Origin of the sequence: Nakamurella antarctica, assembly GCF_003860405.1 — a bacterium.
GTDB lineage: Bacteria > Actinomycetota > Actinomycetes > Mycobacteriales > Nakamurellaceae > Nakamurella > Nakamurella antarctica.
On sequence record NZ_CP034170.1, the window covers coordinates 2,992,627 to 3,012,275 of the forward strand.

The 19,649-nt window shown below is 62.9% G+C and carries 16 protein-coding genes; 3 read left to right on the forward strand and 13 right to left on the reverse strand.

All coding sequences use genetic code 11. The features are described from left to right. Window positions 1–447 precede the first annotated feature (447 nt). The 8 genes from EH165_RS13455 to EH165_RS13490 all read right to left on the reverse strand — a co-directional run bounded on the left by EH165_RS13455 (window position 448) and on the right by EH165_RS13490 (window position 11,445). The gene (locus tag EH165_RS13455; protein WP_164479238.1) at window positions 448–903 is read right to left on the reverse strand and encodes a barstar family protein; all 456 of its coding nucleotides are present in this window, start codon (window positions 901–903) and stop codon (window positions 448–450) included. Beyond that, window positions 903–7,502, reverse strand: coding sequence for an RHS repeat-associated core domain-containing protein (locus EH165_RS13460; RefSeq protein ID WP_124799908.1), 6,600 nt, complete (start codon window positions 7,500–7,502; stop codon window positions 903–905). The genes EH165_RS13455 and EH165_RS13460 overlap by 1 nt, the downstream gene beginning before the upstream one ends. Continuing rightward, the gene (locus EH165_RS13465) at window positions 7,409–7,894 is read right to left on the reverse strand and encodes a hypothetical protein (protein WP_124799909.1); all 486 of its coding nucleotides are present in this window, start codon (window positions 7,892–7,894) and stop codon (window positions 7,409–7,411) included. Before EH165_RS13465 ends, EH165_RS13460 begins: the two co-directional genes overlap by 94 nt. Continuing rightward, on the reverse strand, window positions 7,894–8,061 hold the full coding sequence (locus EH165_RS13470; protein ID WP_164479239.1) for an LPXTG cell wall anchor domain-containing protein: 168 nt from the start codon (window positions 8,059–8,061) through the stop codon (window positions 7,894–7,896). Before EH165_RS13470 ends, EH165_RS13465 begins: the two co-directional genes overlap by 1 nt. Beyond that, window positions 8,058–8,753, reverse strand: a complete 696-nt coding sequence (locus EH165_RS13475) for a hypothetical protein (protein ID WP_124799911.1) — start codon at window positions 8,751–8,753, stop codon at window positions 8,058–8,060. Before EH165_RS13475 ends, EH165_RS13470 begins: the two co-directional genes overlap by 4 nt. 239 nt (window positions 8,754–8,992) lie before the next feature. Next, the gene (locus tag EH165_RS13480) at window positions 8,993–9,799 is read right to left on the reverse strand and encodes an adenosylcobinamide-GDP ribazoletransferase (RefSeq protein WP_239020582.1); all 807 of its coding nucleotides are present in this window, start codon (window positions 9,797–9,799) and stop codon (window positions 8,993–8,995) included. 39 nt (window positions 9,800–9,838) lie between these two features. After that, a complete protein-coding gene (cobT, locus tag EH165_RS13485; RefSeq protein ID WP_239020583.1) occupies window positions 9,839–10,885 on the reverse strand; it encodes a nicotinate-nucleotide--dimethylbenzimidazole phosphoribosyltransferase in 1,047 nt (348 codons plus the stop codon). After that, entirely contained in the window at window positions 10,882–11,445 is a 564-nt protein-coding gene (locus tag EH165_RS13490) for a histidine phosphatase family protein (protein ID WP_124799913.1), read from the reverse strand. The genes cobT and EH165_RS13490 overlap by 4 nt, the downstream gene beginning before the upstream one ends. Before the next feature lie 239 nt (window positions 11,446–11,684). On the opposite strand from EH165_RS13490, the gene EH165_RS13495 reads away from it, so the two are divergent. The 3 genes from EH165_RS13495 to EH165_RS15515 all read left to right on the forward strand — a co-directional run bounded on the left by EH165_RS13495 (window position 11,685) and on the right by EH165_RS15515 (window position 13,688). Next, a complete protein-coding gene (locus EH165_RS13495) occupies window positions 11,685–11,906 on the forward strand; it encodes a CbtB domain-containing protein (RefSeq protein WP_124799914.1) in 222 nt (73 codons plus the stop codon). A 40-nt stretch (window positions 11,907–11,946) separates the two neighbouring features. Then, window positions 11,947–12,786 (forward strand): CbtA family protein, encoded by an 840-nt coding sequence (locus EH165_RS13500; RefSeq protein ID WP_124799915.1) that lies wholly within the window; start codon window positions 11,947–11,949, stop codon window positions 12,784–12,786. 167 nt (window positions 12,787–12,953) lie between these two features. After that, a complete protein-coding gene (locus tag EH165_RS15515; RefSeq protein ID WP_164479240.1) occupies window positions 12,954–13,688 on the forward strand; it encodes a hypothetical protein in 735 nt (244 codons plus the stop codon). 14 nt (window positions 13,689–13,702) lie between these two features. Here the strand turns inward: EH165_RS15515 and EH165_RS13510 are convergent, their stop codons facing one another. Genes EH165_RS13510 through EH165_RS13525 form a run of 5 tightly spaced genes read right to left on the reverse strand, consistent with a single transcriptional unit; the run spans window position 13,703 to window position 19,446 of the window. Beyond that, window positions 13,703–14,236, reverse strand: a complete 534-nt coding sequence (locus tag EH165_RS13510; protein WP_164479241.1) for a histidine phosphatase family protein — start codon at window positions 14,234–14,236, stop codon at window positions 13,703–13,705. Window positions 14,237–14,250: 14 nt separating this feature from the next. Further along, window positions 14,251–15,294: an Rv2231c family histidinol phosphate aminotransferase CobC gene (gene cobC, locus EH165_RS15870; protein ID WP_206425966.1), complete on the reverse strand. Its 1,044-nt coding sequence runs from the start codon at window positions 15,292–15,294 to the stop codon at window positions 14,251–14,253. Beyond that, on the reverse strand, window positions 15,291–16,760 hold the full coding sequence (locus tag EH165_RS15875) for a cobyrinic acid a,c-diamide synthase CobB (protein ID WP_206425967.1): 1,470 nt from the start codon (window positions 16,758–16,760) through the stop codon (window positions 15,291–15,293). The genes cobC and EH165_RS15875 overlap by 4 nt, the downstream gene beginning before the upstream one ends. Next, window positions 16,754–17,368 carry a cob(I)yrinic acid a,c-diamide adenosyltransferase gene (cobO, locus tag EH165_RS13520; RefSeq protein ID WP_124799918.1) on the reverse strand — a complete coding sequence of 205 codons (615 nt, stop codon included), beginning with the start codon at window positions 17,366–17,368 and terminating at the stop codon, window positions 16,754–16,756. Before cobO ends, EH165_RS15875 begins: the two co-directional genes overlap by 7 nt. After that, a complete protein-coding gene (locus tag EH165_RS13525; protein WP_124799919.1) occupies window positions 17,368–19,446 on the reverse strand; it encodes a putative cobaltochelatase in 2,079 nt (692 codons plus the stop codon). Before EH165_RS13525 ends, cobO begins: the two co-directional genes overlap by 1 nt. Between the last annotated feature and the right edge of the window lie 203 nt (window positions 19,447–19,649).

A 19,649-nucleotide genomic window follows, 5' to 3' on the forward strand; every position in this document is an offset into this window, starting at 1 on the left:
CCAGCAACCCGAAGCAACAGGACCGGCACGTGGAACCGGCGCCCACCCAGCGACCCAAGGCCCACCAGACCTACCCACAACAGAAACGAGACCCCAAAACGACCAAAAACCTCTTCAACCAAGAAACCCCAACCACCCCATGAAAGATCGAGGCTAACCCGTACCCCCGCTCACCCCCCCGCCCCGGGGCAGTCGATGGTTATCGACGTGCGCCATCAGCAGTCTCAAAGTAGGTCCAAATAAACTATTGAATGATCGTAAGCCACGCGATTTAAACAATTTACATGAGCACCTAGGAATTGATTTTCTTGATGACCTTCCCGCTTAACCATCGCAACTACATAATCGGGCGTTTCGAAGTGCCAGATTGCGAATGAAAAAGAACATTTTCGGTAAGTCTGAGGTAGTCATTACCAGTTCCCGCTCGCTACCTTGGCATCAATGGAACTAAAAATGTTGTAATAGAGTAAATAAAGGGCCTTGATTGCCCGAAAATACAGTGTTGAATGGTACTTCACCGCTCCCCCATTCAGGGCCTTTGCCAAAAGAGTTAGCCCAGGAGTGGCCTGCAATTTGTAGGTGTTTGATGAAGGTGGGCAATTCAGCTGGTTCAGATTGAAGAACACAATCCGCTTCGGTAATTATAGTTAGGTAGGCTTTTGCCGGTAGATCGGAGAGGTCAGTAATGCATTCATTAAAAGCCGGCCAGTTTCCTCCAAAGTAGGAAGGAAATCTAAAAATCTCGGCATATCGCGCAAATAGTGAATCGAGATTTTTCATGTCCTTCCCATCAATTTTGATAGTTATTCCGAGCTTGTCGGTAACTACGGGCAGGTGCGCCTTTTGCTGATCGAGAAAGTGAACCCAAGGGCCACTGCGATCCTTCAAATTATAGTCAGCCATCATGGAACCCTCACGAAGCTTTTGTAGTGGTCAGGCGAGTAATAATATGATCCATCCGAACCAGTGACGATCCGTTCTCCTCCGGCATTAATGTTACCCGTTGCCGGTACCGTGCCCCACTCGCGGTAGGTGATCTTTGAGCCGTTGGCATCTGTTTGAGGGAGAATGCTGCTGCCTGACCGGCCATCATTTTGGAAAATCTTGGGAACGGATGGACCCTTAACGCCTGATTGCCAAATCACGCCGTTGGTTCGGATGCTATCGATCACGGCCTTTGATTCGGCAGGGATCGGCGCGCGAGCAGATACGGCTTTCCCTGCTGAGCTTGCATATTTGATGATGAATCCGGCCGCGAGGCCGAAGCCGGCACCTTCCGCGGCGGCTATCACTTGATCTCTGACGCTGGCACCGTTGTATGCGCTGCCGGACCAAGTGGCGGTGGCGCTTGCTAGGACTACGCACCCAACGACCATTGTTCCAGCTGTTGCAAAGGTGCAGGTCGCCGATGCAAGGGCCCCTGAAGTAGTTACAACAGCAATGGTGAGGACTGCGTTGACGAGCGGGTCTAGGTCGCTTGCGAAATTTGCTACCACCGAGACCTGAGCCCCCCAGGCTTCCCGCTGCAAATCATATTTGACGACAGCATCCGAGTAACACGACCAACTTTGGCAGCCTATAAATAGGCGCCAAAGTTCCTGCCCACTGAGCCTGGTGTCGAGTGCGAACTTAGCCACCCATTTGTTGTATTTGTCTTGTGGAAATGGGTGGGTGACTGAGACGTCACCCGCCTTGACTGGTGCATTTCCACCTGCTGGGGAGGTAACCGCGGGGACTTTACTGGGGCTACTCGAACGAATTTTGGAGGCGCTCTTTGCGCCTACAACGATGTTGTCGGACACCAGCGGTGGTGTGATTCTTACTGATGAGAGGTCTCCGGCTGACTGGGGGTCTCTGAGGAGCGCTGTGTGTCTGACGGGTTTGGGTTGGCCTCCGCAGCGGGGGCCGCCTGTGAAGTCGCTGGAATTGAGTGGGCAGTAACCGAGGTAGTCCGTGTTCGTAGTGGGGTTGCCTGCGACGAATGCGTACCTGTTTTGGGATTGCGACGCGAACACTGACCCCTGGTAGGGGTCCGGGCTGAGCCAGGTCGCGGTGACGGGGTCGTATTGGCGGGCGTAATAGGAGCTCAAATGGATGGTGGGATCAGTGATCTCGCCGCCGAACCCAACCCTTGCATTCCACCCAGGGGTGTTGAACGTCTGATTCCCATAGTCACCGTAGGTGGCTTGTTCGGTGACAGTTGCGCCGATTGTTTGGGCGATGGGTGAGCCTTGGGCATCGGTGAGGTTCCACCGCACCCCGGTGCCTGGGGTGGTGAGGGTGGAGGCTTGGATAGCGACGTTGCCGGTGATATCCCGAACCATGTTGGTGGTTCCGGAGGCGGGGTTGGTTTGCGACAGGACACTCAGGCCGTCCCAGACACTGGAAGTCACAGTGGGTTGCCCCACAGGGCTCCCCGCATTGCCGCCACCCGCGCCGCTGCTGGCGTTACCTGTGCTGCCGGTGGTGGTGGTGTCGGTGCTGGTTTGGAGGCGGCCGATGCCGTCGTAGGTGTTGTCGGTGGTGCGGCCGTCTCTGGTGATGTGGGTGAGCCGGTTTTGCGGGGACCACCCGTAGTTGGTGGTGGATCCGTCGACGGTTTCGGTGGTGCGTTGCCCAACCCCGTCGTAGCTGTAGGCGGCGGTGTGGGTGCCGGTGGCGGAAATGATTTGATTCAAGTTGTTGAACGTCGCGTTGGTGGTGGTGGGGTCGGCGCCGGTGGTGACTGCGGAAACCCGGTTCCCGGCCGCGTCATACCCATAGGTGGACGCCCCATCCCCACCCGCACCGGCTGCTGCAGCTCCGCCAGCACCTGCTCCGCCAGCATCTGCTCCCGTTGCGCCTGTCGTTGCGCCAGCACCTGTGTTGGTGGTGGTTGTTGCGGTGAGCCGGTTGAGGGGGTCGTAGGTGTGGGTTTGGGTGTTGGACGTGACTGGTTTCGCTGGGCCTGCGGCGACCCCGGCGACAGTCGTGGGCGTGAGCAAAGCGGCCAGCCCAGCCCGAGGGTCGATGCCGCTGGTGGTGACGGTATTGGTTTCGGTGGTGACGTTGCTGCGGGTGTCATACCCGTAGCCGAGAACAATTTTGCCGCCCGCCGGTACCTGCCCTTGCGCGGTCGGAACATCCCACCCGGCTAGGTAGTCACCGGGGGCGATCCCACCAGCTGGGTTCCCGCCGCTGCCGGGGACCACAGGGCCCAACGGTGTGGGGGTGGGGTCGGTGGGGAGTTGGTGGGTGATGGTGGTGACCCGACCAGCTTTGTCATACCCGAAGGTGGTGTTCACCCCATTCGACCGATCCTGCGACACCAAGCGCCCAGCTTTGTCGAAGGCGTATTTCAACTCCCCAAACGGCGACTTCTGCGCCACCGGCAACCCAGCCGCGTCGAAGGTGGTGGTGAGGGTTTCACCGGTGGGGTAGGTCAAGGCGGTTTGTTGGCCAGCTTTGTTGTAGGCGTGGGTGATGGTGGCGCCGGTGGGGTTAGTTTCGGTGAGGAGCTGCCCAGTGGGGTCGTAGGTCCAGCCGGTGACACCGACACTGTCGGTCATCGCGATGGGTCGACCTACTGCATCGAACTCCCACCCCACCGTCGTATCAGGTGCCGGGGCCTGTCCAGGTGCGGCGCCGGTGTTGGCGAACTTTTGCTGGGTGCGCAGTCCGGCAGGGGTGTAGGTGTTGGTGGTGGTGTCCCCATTGCCATCCACCGAAACCAGCACTTCCCCGACCGGGTCGAAAGTGTTTTTGGTGGTGACAACACCAGCGGCGTTCCTCACCTGGGTGGGTCGGGACAGGGCATCGAAGTTGGTGGTGGTGGTGTTGCCGTTCGGGTCAGTAACCGAGGTGCGGTTCCCAATTTTGTCGTACCCGTATGTGGTGGTCACATTCGCGGCCGCCCCCGCAATGCCGGTGGGGGTTGCTGCTTCGATGAGTGTGGTGAGTTGCCCGACCGGGTCGTACCCGAATGTGGTGACGGTCCCGGCGGGGTCGGTGACGGTGACGGGTTGCCCAGCTGGGTCGAACCCAGTGGTGGTGACGGCTCCCATCGGGTCAGTAACAGTGGTGACCCTCCCGGCGGGGTCCAGGGTTTGCGCTGTTACCGCGCCGAGGGGGTCGGTGGCCGTGAGGGCCCGACCCGCTCCGTCGTAGGTGAAGGTGGTGGTGTTCCCAGCGGGGTCGCTCGCCCCGGTGACGAGGCCCCTGGAGTCGAGGGTTTGGGTGCTGGTGCGCCCCAACGGATCCGTCGATGACGTTAATCGGCCGGCGGTGTCGTAGGTGAAGGTGTTCACCGCACCCAACGCATCCGTCACAGCGACGAGGTGGCCGCGGGTGTCGTAGGTGTAAGAAGTGACCTGCCCCGCCGGGTCCGTGACCGTCTTCACTTGCCCGGTGGGGGTGTAGGTGTTGGTGGTGACCCGACCATCGGGGTCTGTGACCGAGGCGATTTGCCCGTTCACTGTGTAGGTGTAAACGATTTCCGACCCGACAGCGTCGATGGTTTTCACCACCCGGCCCAGCACGTCGTAGATGTAACCGGTGACACCACCGGCGGCGTCGGTGGAAGCAATAACCCGGCCGACATTGTCGTATTCGGTGGTCCACACCCCACCCCGGGGGTCGGTCACTGTGATGACGCGGCCGTTGGCGTCCACAGTGTTGGTGGACACCGCACCCAACGGATCCGTGCTGCTGGTGACTTGCCCGGTGGCATCGAACCCGGTGCCCCAGGTGTTGCCGTTCGGGTCGGTGACACCCACCACCCGATACAGCTGATCCCGGGTGTATTTGGTAACCGCACCCATCGGATCAGTGGTCGCGGTCAAATTGTCTTCGGTGTTGTATTCAAACCCGGTCACCGCGCCGGTGGGGTCGGTGACGGAAGCCATCCGGAACAGCACGTCCCACACGTAAGAAGTGACTGCGCCCGCTGGGTCGGTGGAGGTCAGGACATGACCGTTGCGGTCATACGTGTATGAGGTGACTGCCCCCGCCGGGTCAGTGACTGTGGACAGGTTCCCGGCGGGGTCGTAGCCGAAGGTGGACGTGTTCCCCGCCGCATCCGTGGTACTCACGGCTTGACCGGCGTTGTCATAGCCAAGGGTGGTGATGTTCCCGGCGGGGTCGGTGCTGGACGTTAACTGCCCCACCGAATTCCACGCATACAGGGTGGTTTCCCCACCCGGATTAGTTTGAGACAGGACGTTCCCCGCCGCATCGAACGTCGCCGCAGTTGTGGACCCATCCGGCAGATGCGCACCGGTGACCAAACCCTGCGAGGTGACATCGAAGGTGGTGGTCCGGGTGGCGCCGCCCACCCCGCCGGTGTCAGTGCTGGAAGTAACCGTCCCAGTCTGGGAGTACGTAAACGACGTGACTGTGCCGTCGGGTTGGGTGATGCTGGTGGTGTTTCCGGCGGTGTCGAAGGTGTAATTCCAGGTCCGGCCCAACTGGTCGGTGGAGGCCACCACATTGTTGGCGCCGTCGTAGGCGAAACGTTTCACCCCGCCAGCAGCATCGACAATGGCGGTGACTCGGGAGGCGGTGTCGAATTCGTAGGTGGTGTTGTTGCCTTCGTTGTCGGTGTAAACGGTGCTGCCAGCGTTGTAGGTGAAGCGGCGGATGTTGTTTTGGGCGTCGCGTTGTTCCACGACCCGACCCGCGGTGTCGTAGGTGTTCACCAAATACAGCACATTTAGGGGGTCGGTGGCTGTCAGCAACTGGTGGGCGCCGTCGTAGGTGAAGGTTCGCACCCCACCGTCCGGGTAGGTGATGGATGTGAGGTCACCCGCGTTGTAGGTGAAACCCCACACCCGCCCGCCCGGCACCGTGTATGAGGTGATGTGACCGGCGTCGTCGGAGCCGACGGTGATGACTTGACCGTTGGTGTCAGTGATCGAAGCTAGGGGTAGGAACTGGGCGTTCGCCGAAGGGGCGCCGTATTGCAGGGTGTAGCCGTGACCGCGGGCATCAATGTATGAGGCGAGCTGCCCGATGCCTTCCACACCTGCGGCATCAAAAACCCACGTCCGCCCATCCGGGGACGTCATCGTTAACCGGCCGCTGCCAGTATCAGCCAAGGCAAGGTTCGCCCCTGGGTCCGAGGTGAAACCACCAGCCCCATCAGGGTTGAAGACGTAGGACGCGCCGTCGCCACCGGCCATCATCACCGACCCGTCGATGAACCGCTGCACATGCGCGCCCGGCCCCATCGACCACCCGGCGCCGTTTCGGGTGAGGCGGCCGTCTTGGGAGTTATACGTCAACCCCACATCCACCCCGCTGTCACCGGGCAGGCTGTAGATGGGCAGCTGCTCAATCAGGTTCCCGGTGGTGAACGCCACCGGCTCGGCCCCATACGTTTGATAGTTGTGCACACCCAGCTGCCGCCACCGGGCTTTCTCGGCATCCGAGGGTGGGGCCGGCCAACCAGTGGTGGCGGGGGTGCCGCAATCAAACCCCGCCCCCGTCAAGTACTGCGCGAACGAGGCGAACAAACCGTTGGCGATCGATTGGAACCCGTCGTGGATGACCGCCCAGTCGTAGTTGTTGTCCAAGTTCAACACCTCAAGGTGCGTGTAAGCGCCAGCAATATTCGCAAACGCCGCATGCGGCACCCCATTAGGTAGGGCGTTCCACTTCTGGGCCGGGCGACCCGTGTATGTGGGCAGACCAGCGATGATGTTCCCGGCCAACGCGTCATCAGCGGGGCGATTGAAGTTGAAAACCTTCGTCCCACCCTGCGACGGATTGGTGCCCCAGGCATGCCCCTCCGGGGCGTCGAAAGCGATCGTGGCGGTCAAAGCCGGATTCGCCGCCGCCGCAGTAGCCGCCCGCATCGACTCCGACACCACCCTCGTGTTCGGGTCATCGCGGGTGAGCGTCACCGTCGCTAAACACTGCTGCTCCAACAACACCTGCACGGCCTTGGACAACGCAATGTTGTAAGGCAACTCCGACGCCACCACACCCGGTGAAGTCGTGTTCGCCACACCATCATCAGGGTCCAACACAATCGACGGCCCAACAGGGGCAACGAACGGGAAACCGATCACCACGAACTGCGACAAATGCGCAGACTCCCCCACCACCCTGCCCGACCCCGCAGCCCCCGACCCCGCATCAAACCGGGACGCCAACGCAATCCACGGGTCGCCGGTGTTTTCGCGGGTGAAGATCTTCACCGTGGCCGGGTCCACCCCAGCCGCGGCCAACTGTGTTTTATCCACGTCGAAGGTGACAGTGACACCTGGGTCCACCGACGTCACAATCACCGGGCCGTCAGGGACTTTCACCGTCGTCACCGCAGCCTCAAACCGCGTCACCCCCACCCCAGCACTATCAGTGGCAGTAACTTCCACCGGCGCTGACACCGCAACACCATCCACCGCAATAGCCGCAGCCTCAGAAACCGTCACCGGTAACTGCGCAACATCAACGGCCAACACACCTGCGGTTTTCTCACCACCAAAAACGATCGACGCACCCACCGCATCAGCAGACACCATGTCACCAGACCCCGGGGTGACCCGACCGGAACCAACAACAACATCCCCACCCACACCGCCTGTGCCAGAGCTACCGGAACTGCCGAGGGTTGCAGGATCCGTACCAGCAGGACCGGTGCCAGTGGGGTCGGTGCCAGCCGGATCAGCGGGGCAGAACGGATGTTCGCAGCCGCCGCGGCCCGCACCTTCGCCAGCGTCACCACACCCGCCGCCGCTGTCCGTTCCTTCACGGCTTGGGCTGCGATACCGGCGTAATCAACGACCGGAATGGGGAACGCCTGCGCCGGAGCGACAGCAGAAACCACCAACGCTGCGGCAATCACCCCCGCCAACACACCGCGCATCCCACCCACACGCACACGAGCACCCACAAACCCCGAAGCTGCCCGCATCAGATCGAACCCATTTCATCAGAAGACGCAGAACCAGCACCAGCACCCGCAGAGCCGTTTGGCCCACCGTCGGGCCGGCGGCGCCGAGACACCGCCAACAACCCAGCACCCAGCAACAACAGCACCCCAGCCAAAACCACCCACACCGCCACATTCACACCCGTCACCGGCAACGCACCCCCACCGGAACCGCAAACACACCCACAGGTCTCACCACACCGCCGCCGCTGGCAGCAACACCACCACCCGCACCACGGCTAGCCTGCGCGTCACGGCTAGCCTGCGCGGCGGCAGCAGCCGCGGCCGCTGCAGCGGTGTCATCAAACAGTTTTTTCAGCTGCTTAGCATCCGAAACACCGTCGGCGTTGAAGTCCTCAGACCCCACAGCGCAAGTCACGTCGCCGCAGATCAACACCTCCACCCAATCGGGGATACCGTCGGCGTCAGCGTCAGCGGAACCGTCCTCACAACTAGCGCTCCCACAGATGATCTGTTCCACATAATCAGGAATGCCATCGGCGTCAGCGTCAGCCTTCGGGTCAGCACATACCGCCGTGCCGCACGCCCGCAGCTCCACCCAATCAGGAACACCATCCCCATCACTGTCCTGCCCCGGCGTCAAACACGTCGCAGTACCGCACACCTGACGCTCAACAACATCAGTGATCCGATCACCATCAGAATCGCACTTTGTGGCATCCACCCCCACACACGACACCGACACATCACCAAGCGCTGCAGAGACGCCCAAAGGAGATCTCGCTGAGGCAGCGATAGGCGTATCTGCGACAGCAGTGCTCACTGGTAACGCAAAAAGAACCATCAACACACTGGTGACACCCAGTAAGAACTGACGCATGATCGCCTCATTAGTCGAGTGATTTTCACCCCGAAGAGACGCATACAGACGAATCAAATGGGAATTGCTTGTGAATGTAGCGCACCTTTGGCGCTACCCCTTCCACCAGTTAAGCGTTGTGCGTCGAAAGCTCCATGCATTCTTCACTTACGAGACACCTGCCTTTGCCCCCTGGGTCCCAGGGGGGCACGGGCCGGTCGTGCTCAAAACCTCAGCCGCCGAATCACGCACAGCAACTATCAAAACCCCGCCGCCGCTACCACCAACAAACTAGCTAGCGCGGTTTCGATGCTGGCGCCGAGAACATCGCCGGTGATCCCGCCGAACCTCTTTACGCAGCGCCCCGTCAGCGCCGCCACCGCCAGCGAAGCGATAACCACGGCGAGTGCGCCCTGCCACCACGGGCGCCCAGTCGGGATCATCGTCGCGCATATGAGGCCAACGGCGACTACAAACCCAAACGCTGCAACAGCTTTCGGCACGACGCCAGCAACCACAGCGCCGAGACCTCCGGGCCTGGCAGCCGGAACCCCCACGGCGCACGTGAACCAGAGCGCCATTCGGGACACACAGATCACGACACCCACCAGCACCGGCGCCCACGGCAGGAGCAGCACCGCAGCGAGGGAACTCACCTGGATTCCGAGCACGATCACCACAGTTGCAGCGCCCATCGGACCAGTGTCGCCTCTGCGCATAATCTCCAGCGCCCGCTCGCGGTCATACGACGCGGAGAGTCCGTCTGCAGTGTCCGCAAGGCCGTCCAAATGCAGGCCTCGGCTCCCCAACGCCACCGTCCCCACAACAAGAAATGCCACCAGCAATGACGGCAAATGAGCCAGGCCACCCAGGTACGCAACAATCCCAGCAGGCACCGCAATGAGAGCGGACGCGAAGGGAGCCAACACCATCGCGGCGCGAGCCGTCGAACGATCGATGGTACTGGGGCCCCGGACCGGGACGGCCGTCAAAGTGCCGACAGCCATGGCAAGCCCGTTCTTCAACCAGCCTTTCGGCTCGCTCTCCTCCATCAGGTCGTCCTCCATCAAGTGGTTCCCATCAGGTGGTCCTCATAGGGCGACCCGTCACGGTGCCAAGTCCGCAAGCAGCGCCATATCGCCGGCAAGCCGAGCGGCCGCCCGCACCAAAGGCACTGCGGCGACGGCGCCCGTACCCTCCCCCAGCCGCATCTTCAGATCCAATAGTGGCTGCAATTCCAAAGCTTCGAGCGCCAACTGCTGCGCGGGCTCCGTGGAGCGGTGCCCCGCGGCGAACCAGGCAACACAATTGGCCGAGAAGGCCTGGGCCACCAGCGCTTCGGCTACCGAAACGATCCCGTCGAGCAGCACGGGCACCCTGCACGCAGCCGCGGTCAGCATAAATCCGACCCCTGCGGCTATGTCGGCGCTGCCCACGGCCGCGAGCAGTTCTATCGGCGTCAGGTCGTGATCTGAAACCCGTTCCAGCGCTTGGTTTATCAGAACGGACTTGGCCGCCAGCGCGGCATCATCAATCCCGGTGCCCCGGCCTACCACCTGCGCCGCAGGCAGTTCGAGAAGCGCCGCGATCAGGGTCGCCGCGACCGTGGTGTTGCCGATCCCCAAATCACCCACTATCAACAGGTCTGCGCCGGCGGCGATCTCTTCCAGCGCGACCTTGGCGCCGACCTCCAGAGCGAGCACGATTTCGCTAGTGCTGCAAGCGTTTTCGAGGTGGATGGGGCCACTAGATCGACGCACTTTATGAACAACAATCGCGGGATCAACGCCATCGAGGTCGTCGTCAACGGCAACGTCAAGTACCCGGAGGGCGATATCGTTGGCTGCGCACAGAACGGAGATGCCCGCTTTCCCAGCAGCAATGGTTCGCACCATGGCGGGTGTAACCTCGCGTGGGTAGGCCGAAACCCCGAACTGGGAAATGCCGTGGTCGCCGGCAAACACGACAGCACGTGCCTGGTGCGGCGCTGTCGGCGGGTTGTGGTCCTGACATCCGGCGAGCCAGACAGCAATCCCTTCGAGATCGCCCAAGGCCCCCAACGGTTTGGCCAAGGCATCGATGCGGGTTCGCGCGGCCTTGGCGGCTTGTGCCGATGGGCGATCAATGGCGGGCACAGCCCAAGAAGAAGTCACCGCGCTGAGGATAGTCGACCTGCCGACAGCGGTCCGAGGCTCTGCAAGTTCCATCGTCCGTTCTTGCCGCTCAGCACAGCGGTCGTCAAGGGCCCAACGTCGAGGCGATGGAAGAGCGTCATCGGCATCTCCAGCAGCGCCACCAACGAAGCCCGAACGACCATGGCAGACGCCACAACCACGGTCCGGCCCTCCCCCCACTGCTGCTCTCCCAGCCAGCTGCCGACCCTCGCAACTACATCCGGAAGCGACTCACCCTGGGGCGCAGGGGTTTCGCCAGCCAGAAACGGGCCAAGCAATTCCAGCGGCAGATCTTCCCACGCTTGGCCAGCCCAGGTACCCGCTTGCAAGTCTGCCAATTCGGTCGTTACTCGCGGCTGCAGACCAAGCCCCTTCGAGGTCTGTACGTTTGCAGGTTCCGGTCCGCACACAGCAGTCAACGCCCGGATGCCGAACCCCTCTAACAACTCGGGCCGCGCGAGGCTTTCCCCAGCCGGAAAGGCCATTCTCGTAGTCGCCGAGGTGGCCGCGTGGGCCACAAACTGCAGCTTCACCGTCATGCGCGCCTTTCCTCTGAGCCTGAAACGATTGACCCTACCGACCGGGTAGGGATAAGTTCGAACAGTTATAGTTCTGCTCGAGGAAGCCGGCGAGAATCCGGCACGGTAGCGCCACTGTGTGAATCAATGCGGGTCACGGGTCAATGCTGATCATTGATTGGTTTTGATTCGAGTCAGACCCTTGTTCACGAACTTCCGCTCCACATACGGGACGCTTAATCCCACAGGAGGTTTCACAGATGTCACAGGCCCTCACCGCAGCTCCGGGACTACCCGCCGTCGCGATTCCCAGTATCCCGGTGCGCGAATTGCTGCCGTGGGCATTCTTCTTCGGACTACTCGCCATGATCATCGTCTACTTCGTCGGCGCCGAACAGGGCGCAACCTCACTGTTCGCAGGTACCGACATTCACGAATGGGTCCACGACGGCCGCCACTTGCTCGGCTTCCCCTGCCACTGACCGAATCGCTGACCCAGCAACAGATTCGGGACACCCACACATGAATGCCACCAACGTTCTTTCTGCGCGCAATTTTCTGATCCGCGGACTTCTAGCCGGCTTCATCGCTGGCATCCTCTCGTTCGGCGTCGCCTACCTTGTTGGCGAGCCTTCGGTAGATGCCGCTATTGCGATCGAGGAAGCTGGCTCAACTACCGATGCTGCACCCGCACCGGCTGCGCAACATGCCGATTCCGACCATCACGACGGTAGCGAGGCCGCCGCTGGCCACTCCCATGGCGAAGAAGCGGTCGTATCACGTGCCACCCAATCCACCTGGGGCCTCCTGACGGCTACTGTCCTGTTCGGCACCGCACTGGGCGGCATTGTCGCGCTTGCGGCTGCCTTCGCGGCAGGCCGAGTCGGCAGGTTGCTGCCTCGAGCCTCCACCCTGGTGGTCGGCGCGGTCGGTTTCGTCGCCGTCTACCTCGTGCCGTATCTGAAGTACCCACCCAACCCGCCGGCTGTCGGCAACCCGGACACCATCGGCCCGAGGACCAGCCAGTACTTCATCATGTTGGCGGTTTCGATTGTTGCCGCCGTCGTGGCAATGGCGATCGTCCGCAAGATAGCCGCGCATCTGGGTGGGTTCAATGCCGCATTGATCGGAATTGCCGGCTTCGCCGCGGTGACCTTGGTGACGGCCAAGCTGCTGCCCGTGATTGATGAGGTTCCTGCCAGCTTCCCCGGCGATCTGCTCTGGAGCTTCCGGCTCGGATCCATCACGGTGCAAGCAACTCTCTGGCTTAGTCTCACAGTGATTCTCGCGGTTTTGGTGCACTCGATGACGCAACCTCGCGACGTCGCACTCCCACCCTCGCGGCCTGTCGCCTCGCTTTAGCTGCAGCAAACCCGGTGTGACAGGCTGGCACCATGCGTAACCTCAGAACATCCGGTGCCAGCCTGGCCGCCTGCTGTGTCGTTCTGCTCAGTTCCTGCAGCTCAAGTGAAGAAGGCCGAGCCACTGCTACCCCTTCCCCCAGCAGATCTGAATCAGCAACCTCAACGATGGTTCAACCGCCTGAGGTTGAAACGACATCTGTGGACAGCGCGCCCGAAGAGACCACCACCGTGCCCACCACCACCGTTCCCACCACCACCGTACCCACCACCACGATGTCGTCCAGCTCCACCTCCAGCACACCCGACCCCACTACCGAGCAATCGAACTTCCCCAGCGCGACGGTAAACACCAATTCACCCGAAGCCATCGACTTCACGAAACGTCTGAAGGCCGCGCTCCTTACGGCCGAGGAGGTAGGCGCCGGGTTTGAAATCCGGGACTACGCATCACCGACGGCAGAGCAATCTGTGAACGTGCCCTGCGGCCAACCAGCCACCTTTCTACAATTCCCGAACGTCCTGCGCGCAGGGACCAACGTGGTGCTCGGACAAAGCGTGCAGTTTCAGGAAGCCGTCAACCTCTATGTCGATGCTGCCACCGCCAGCGCTGCCTACGATTATGCGGTTGCCGGTCTGGCGTGCGGGGACGGCAAAATTGGCAGCACCGCAGTCACCATCTCCGAACCTGAGGATGTGACAGCGACTGTCGGCGGTGACTCCGCGACTACGTGGACAGTTGGCATCGAGGGCGAAACAGGCGTGCTGGTTTCTGTTCTCAGCGGGCCGCTCATCATTAATTTCACCTTCATCGCAGCCGCGGGTGCCGACAGCTCCGCCCTGCCCGACCCGCTGGAACTCGCGAAGGCCGCTACCGCAAAACTGATCGCCGCAGGCGGCTGATCTTCTTCGCGGAATTACAGCACCACAGTGTTGATCTCGCAATTGCCAACGGGCCGCCACGCCATATGACGTAGTTGCTCCCCGGCGTGGTCTGCGAGTGCGACGCGGATGGTGTCTCCATGGGACACCAGAACCACGTCAGATTCCTCCTGCCACAGGGTTTTCAGGAGTTTGCGCACCCGCCCCAGCGCATCTGTGAACGATTCACCGCCCGGCGGAGCGAGGTTCGGATCGAAGTCGGCGCCGTTGGACGCGTTTACCTCCCACCAGGCAGACGCCTGCGCCGAGGTACCTCCTTCCAGGCTGCCAAGACATATCTCTCTCAGCAGCGCGTTGGCCTCCGGTTCGATACCGGTTGCTGCGCCGATGATCTGCGCCGTTTGCTGGGCCCGCTGTAGGTCGGAGGTGATAATCCTGCGCACCGGGTACACCTGCAATGCTGCGGCAACTTCGGCTGCTTGCTGCAGTCCCACGGTGGTGAGCCGTGCCTCGTCAGACTGGCCTTGCAGCCGGCCCGCCAGGTTCCAGTCGGATTGACCGTGTCGCACCCAATGGATCCTTGTCACACAGCCACTTTCAGCGCTTCGACGGCGGCCAGGAAGGAGCGCATGACCGCGTCATCGCGGACCGCAATACGAATCCAGTCCGGGCCCAGGCCCGGAAAGCTCTCCCCACGCCTGACGGCAAACCCAGCCTCTCGCAACGCGAGTCGCATCCAGCCCGGCTCTCGACCGGCCACGCGCGTATCAACCACAACGAACGGTGTCTGCGGGTTTGCCACCACGCCGTATCCGAGATCAGTGAGGCCACAGACCAGCCGATCCCGAATCTCCTGCATGTAAGGCACAGCAGCGGCCGCCTCACGTATCGCAGACTCGGCGCTGCACGCCACCATCGCCGCCAGCGCAGGAGTGGAAACCGACCACGGCGGCTGCTGCTTCGCCAGGTCTGAGATTAACGCGGCCTCACCCAGCACATAGCCGGCCCGCAGCCCGGCGATACCCCACGTCTTCGTCAACGACCTGAGCACCAGCAGGCCCGGAATCTGCTCCGCCGCAAGGGATTCCCGCTCTCCCGGCACCGAGTCCATAAACGCTTCGTCCACCACCAGCGTTCGGCCGGGCCGGGTGAGAGCACGTAACAGTTCTGCCCGGTGCAGCACGCCCGTGGGGTTGGTGGGGTTGCCGATCATGACCAGGTCGGCCGGTTCAGGAATATCAGTGGCCGCGAGCCGAAACCCTTTTGCTGCAGTCAGAATCACCCGATCCACCCGGTGCCCCGCGGCCACCAACGCCGCCTCCGGCTCGGTGAACTGCGGATGAACCACCACAGCATGCTGCGGCGCGAAAGCGCGAGCAATCAACGTGAAAGCCTCCGCCCCACCGGAAGTGGGCAGCACCTGATCCAGTGGCCTGCGGTGCCGCTCGGCGATCGCAGCCCGAGCCGCCTCTGGCTGTGGGTAGGTGGCGAGGTCTCCCACGGTCGCGACCAGCACATCCTGCAGCCATTGCGGCGGCTCCGATAGCCGGACGTTGACCGCGAGATCCACCAAGTTCTCGGCGATGTCGCGGTCGCCGTGGTGCAACAGGTCCACTTCGTCGCTCAAAGGCTGGGCAAAGCTTCGATGGGAGCGTGCGCTTGGGTTTCAGCTTGGGCTTGGGCTTGGGCTTGGGCGAAGTCCTTGACGGCGCAGGCGAATTGGGCGGCGAGCTGGGGATATCCCGCCCAGTGTGTGTGCAGATACGAAGCGTGCACTGTGGCCCGGCCGGTGTCAGCTGGGTCCAACGCAAAACCCATTTCGGCGTCGCTGCGCACCCACGCGGGCACTTCCGACTGCGCCGGTTCGACGATGGTGCGGTGGAACTCGTGGCCTGTCACGGTCAGTCCCAACGGCGCCAGCGCGCTCATCGCCGGGGCTTTCGCCTGCCGGTACGACAGGGTCAGCTTCGGGCTCATCCTGCCGTCCGCTGGTACGGCTCCCACCATCTCCGTGCCGTCCAAGCTCCGACACAAGTACAGCAGTCCCGCACATTCGGCGACGGTCGGCATCCCCGAATTGATTGCTGCCAGCAGGTTTTCGCGCATGTGTGCGTTGCCAGCTAGATCTGCGGCGTGCACTTCCGGAAAACCGCCGCCAAGGTAAATACCCGCCGTCCCCGCTGGCAGCTCGGTATCCGTCATCGGGTCGAACACGACAGGATCCAGCCCGGCAGCACGCAGAAGCTCGTCTGTCTCCGGGTAGCGGAAGGTGAAAGCGCGCCCGCCAGCGATAGCTACCACCGGCCTTTGCGCACCTGGATACACCTGCAGCGCAGCCATTTCGGCCGCGGGATCCCACGGCGTCGCTTCCACTAGGGCGGCCCTGCCTGCAATGGCACGCACGGCGTCCAGATCAACGCCTGCGGCGACCTGGGCGGCGAGCAGGTCGAGCGCGAACTCAGCCTCCCCGCGCTCGGCCATCGGGATCAACCCCAAATGCCGTGAGGGCGCGGAGATTCCGTCATCACGCTTCAACACTCCGATGACGGGAATACCGGTAGCAGCCATCGCCCTGGTGACCTCGTCGGAATGCCGCACCGACCCGGCTTTGTTGAGGATGACGCCGCCAATGCGAATGCCCGGCTCAAAGGTGGCCAGCCCGTGGACCATCGCCGCGATCGTTCGCGATGCCGACGAGATGTCCACCACCAGAATTATCTCGGCACCCAGCACCCGCGCCACGTGCGCCGTGGAGGAGAACCCGTCGGTCCCGATAGCGCCGTCGTACAAACCCATCACGCCCTCAATGACGGCGATATCGGCTTGTACCGGGGTTGCCGCTCCGTGCAGCAGCAACGGCGCCAGCCGCGATTCGCCGACCATGTGGGCATCGAGGTTTCGGCCGGGCCGACCGGTCGCGAGCGAATGGTAGCCGGGGTCGATGTAGTCGGGGCCGATTTTGTGGCACGACACCACCAGCCCGGTGCGACCCAAGGCGGCCATCAAACCCGTTGCCACTGTGGTCTTCCCATGCCCCGAGGCGGGCGCCGCAATTACTACTCGAGGTAGCACGGTGCGTACTGGCTCTACCATTCGATCCCCCGTTGGCCCTTTTGACCCACATCCATCGGGTGCTTGATCTTCGTCATCTCGGTGACCAGGTCGGCGATCTCGATCAGCTTCGGGTCGGCTCTGCGGCCGGTGATCACGACGTGTTGCTGGCCCTGCCGTCCGGCGAGAGTCTCCACCACATCGTCAATGTCGACCCAACCCCAGTTGATCGGGTAGGTGAACTCGTCGAGCACGTAGAGCTGGTGGGTCTGGGCCCGGATACGCCGCTTGATCTCCGCCCATCCCTCCGCGGCCTCCGCCTGGTGGTCATCGGCGCTGCCAGCTCGACGCGACCACGACCAGCCGGAGCCCATCTTGTGCCACTCCATCGGCCCGCCGATGCCCTTTTCGGCATGCAGCTCAGCCAGGGTCTCCACCGCTGTTTGCTCGCCGATCCGCCACTTGGCGGATTTGACGAACTGAAACACCCCGACCGACCAGCCCTGATTCCACCCACGCAACGCGAGACCGAAAGCTGCGGTGGACTTTCCCTTGCCGTCGCCGGTGTGCACCATCAGCAGCGGGCGATTGCGCCGCTGACGGGTGGAGAGTCCGTCATTCGGGACGGCGACCGGTTCCCCCTGCGGCATCAGGCGGCGCTCGCGGCTCGGACCACATCGGTGAGACCAGCGGCACCGACCTCGCCGAGCGCGATGTACTGCGCTCGCATTGCCTCCGAAAGTCCGGCGGCCAGACCCATCCGGAAGCGGCCGGTCTCGCAATCCACCACCACGCCAGCGACGTGCGAGTCTGCAAGCAGCCCGCCAGCTTGTAGGGAGCGCGGAAGCGCTCGCGGGCCGAAGGTTGCGCGGCCGTCGGTGACGACCACCAGGAGTGCGCGCCGCTTCGGATCCCGAATGCGTTCAAGCCGCAGGGTTTCGGCCGCCATCAGCAAGCCTTCGGCCAACGGCGTACGCCCACCTGCGGGAAGCTCCTGCAACCGGCGGGCGGCAACTTCCACCGACGACGTCGGCGGCAGGGTCAGTGTCGCGCCGTCGCCCCGGAAGGTGATCAGTCCGACCTTGTCACGTCGCTGGTAGGCATCCATCAGCAGCGACAACACCGCGGTTTTCACCTGTTCCATCCGGCGCCGCGCCGCCATCGAACCCGATGCATCGACGCAGAACAGCACGAGGTTCGATTCGCGGCCCTCGCGAACTGCAAGGCGAAAATCGTTGGGGCGCAGCATCAAGGCCGTCCCCACCCGGCCGCGAGCCACCTGATGCGGTGCGGCTGCTCGGATGGTGGCCAACAGGTGGACCGGTCCGCGATGGCCCGCCGTCGGGGTGGACCCCACGGTTCTGCCCAACGTGGTGATCGCGCGGGATCGTCGCCCAGCCTCGCCCGCACCCAGGCCCGGAGCCTTGAACAGCTTGGTGCGCACAGGGTCTGCCGCAGATGCGGTGGTGTTGGCCGGCGCCTTGCCGTTGGCCGGGGCCGGTGTCGACTGTGGTTCCGCGGCTTCCGGCTCTACGGATTCGGCTTCGCTAGCCTTTGAATCGTTCGCCTCGGGTTCCCCCGGAGCCTTGTCCGCGGGGCCTGACTGCGGTGCATTTGCAGATTGCTGATCTGCGCTGTCGTCGCCGGAATCCGTGGCGTCCGGTGGGGTGGGGGCTGGTGGCTCCGGGTCGGGCTCTGGGTCGGGCTCTGTGTCTCCCAGAATCTGGTCTAACAAGTTCTCGTCGAGCCCGGGGGCGTCAAAGGGGTTGCGGCGCCGCCGATGTGGCAGGGCCAGCCGCGCCGCGGCCCGGATATCCTCGCGAAGCACCCGTAACCGGCCATGCCACGCCGCGTGCGCGACGGCGGCCCGGGCGGTGACGATATCGGCTCGCATGCCGTCCACCTCGAAGCCGGCGCAGACCTCGGCGATCTTTGTAATGGCCGCGTCGGAGAGCTGGACGTGCGCGAGCGCAGCCTGGGCGGCAATGATTCTCGCCGAGAGAGCCTGTTCCATGTCAGCAAAGCGATCGGTGAAGGCGACTGGGTCCGCGTCATAGGCCAGACGTCGACGCACCACCTCGGCGCGTACCTGCGGGTCCCGCGGAGCGGAGATTTCGACCGTCAAACCGAAGCGGTCAAGCAGTTGCGGACGTAGCTCGCCCTCCTCGGGGTTCATGGTGCCCACCAACACAAACCGCGCGGCGTGGGCGACAGACACGCCCTCTCGTTCCACAGTGGAACGGCCCATCGCGGCGGCGTCCAACAGTAGATCGACCAGGTGATCGTGCAGCAGGTTCACCTCGTCTACGTAGAGCAAGCCCCGGTGTGCAGCAGCGAGTAGCCCCGGCTCATACACCGTGCTTCCGGTGGCCAGCGCCTGCTGAAGATCAAGAGAGCCGATGACGCGGTCTTCTGTGGCGCCGACGGGCAATTCCACCAGCCTGGCTGGCCGGGTATGGCCAGATGCTTGGTGACTGTCGGCGTCAGGGCAACGGGGGTCCGGGGCGCTCGGGTCGCACGAGAAACGGCAACCCGCAAGCACACTGACAGCAGGCAACAGCGCCGCCAACGCCCGTACTGCGGTCGACTTCGCTGTGCCCTTTTCCCCCCGGACCAACACCCCGCCTACAGCAGGCGACACGGCGCACAGTGCGAGTGCCAGCGCCATATCCTCGCTTCCGACGATGGCGGTAAACGGGAAACCTGTTGATGCAGAGGTGCTCGTCATGCACGCCTTCCAGTCCGGCGGGTGTCCGCGCCCGCGCAGTTGTTGATGCGGGCGGCTTGCGAAGATCTGACTCCCGCAGGGCTTGCCCGCGGTCACAGTGGCTCAGACCGCTCCGGATTCGCACCGGATTCCACCCAAACCGTCCACCCACATGGTCCCACAGGCTCGGATCTGCGCGACCTGCTCCGCCGCAAACACACCTT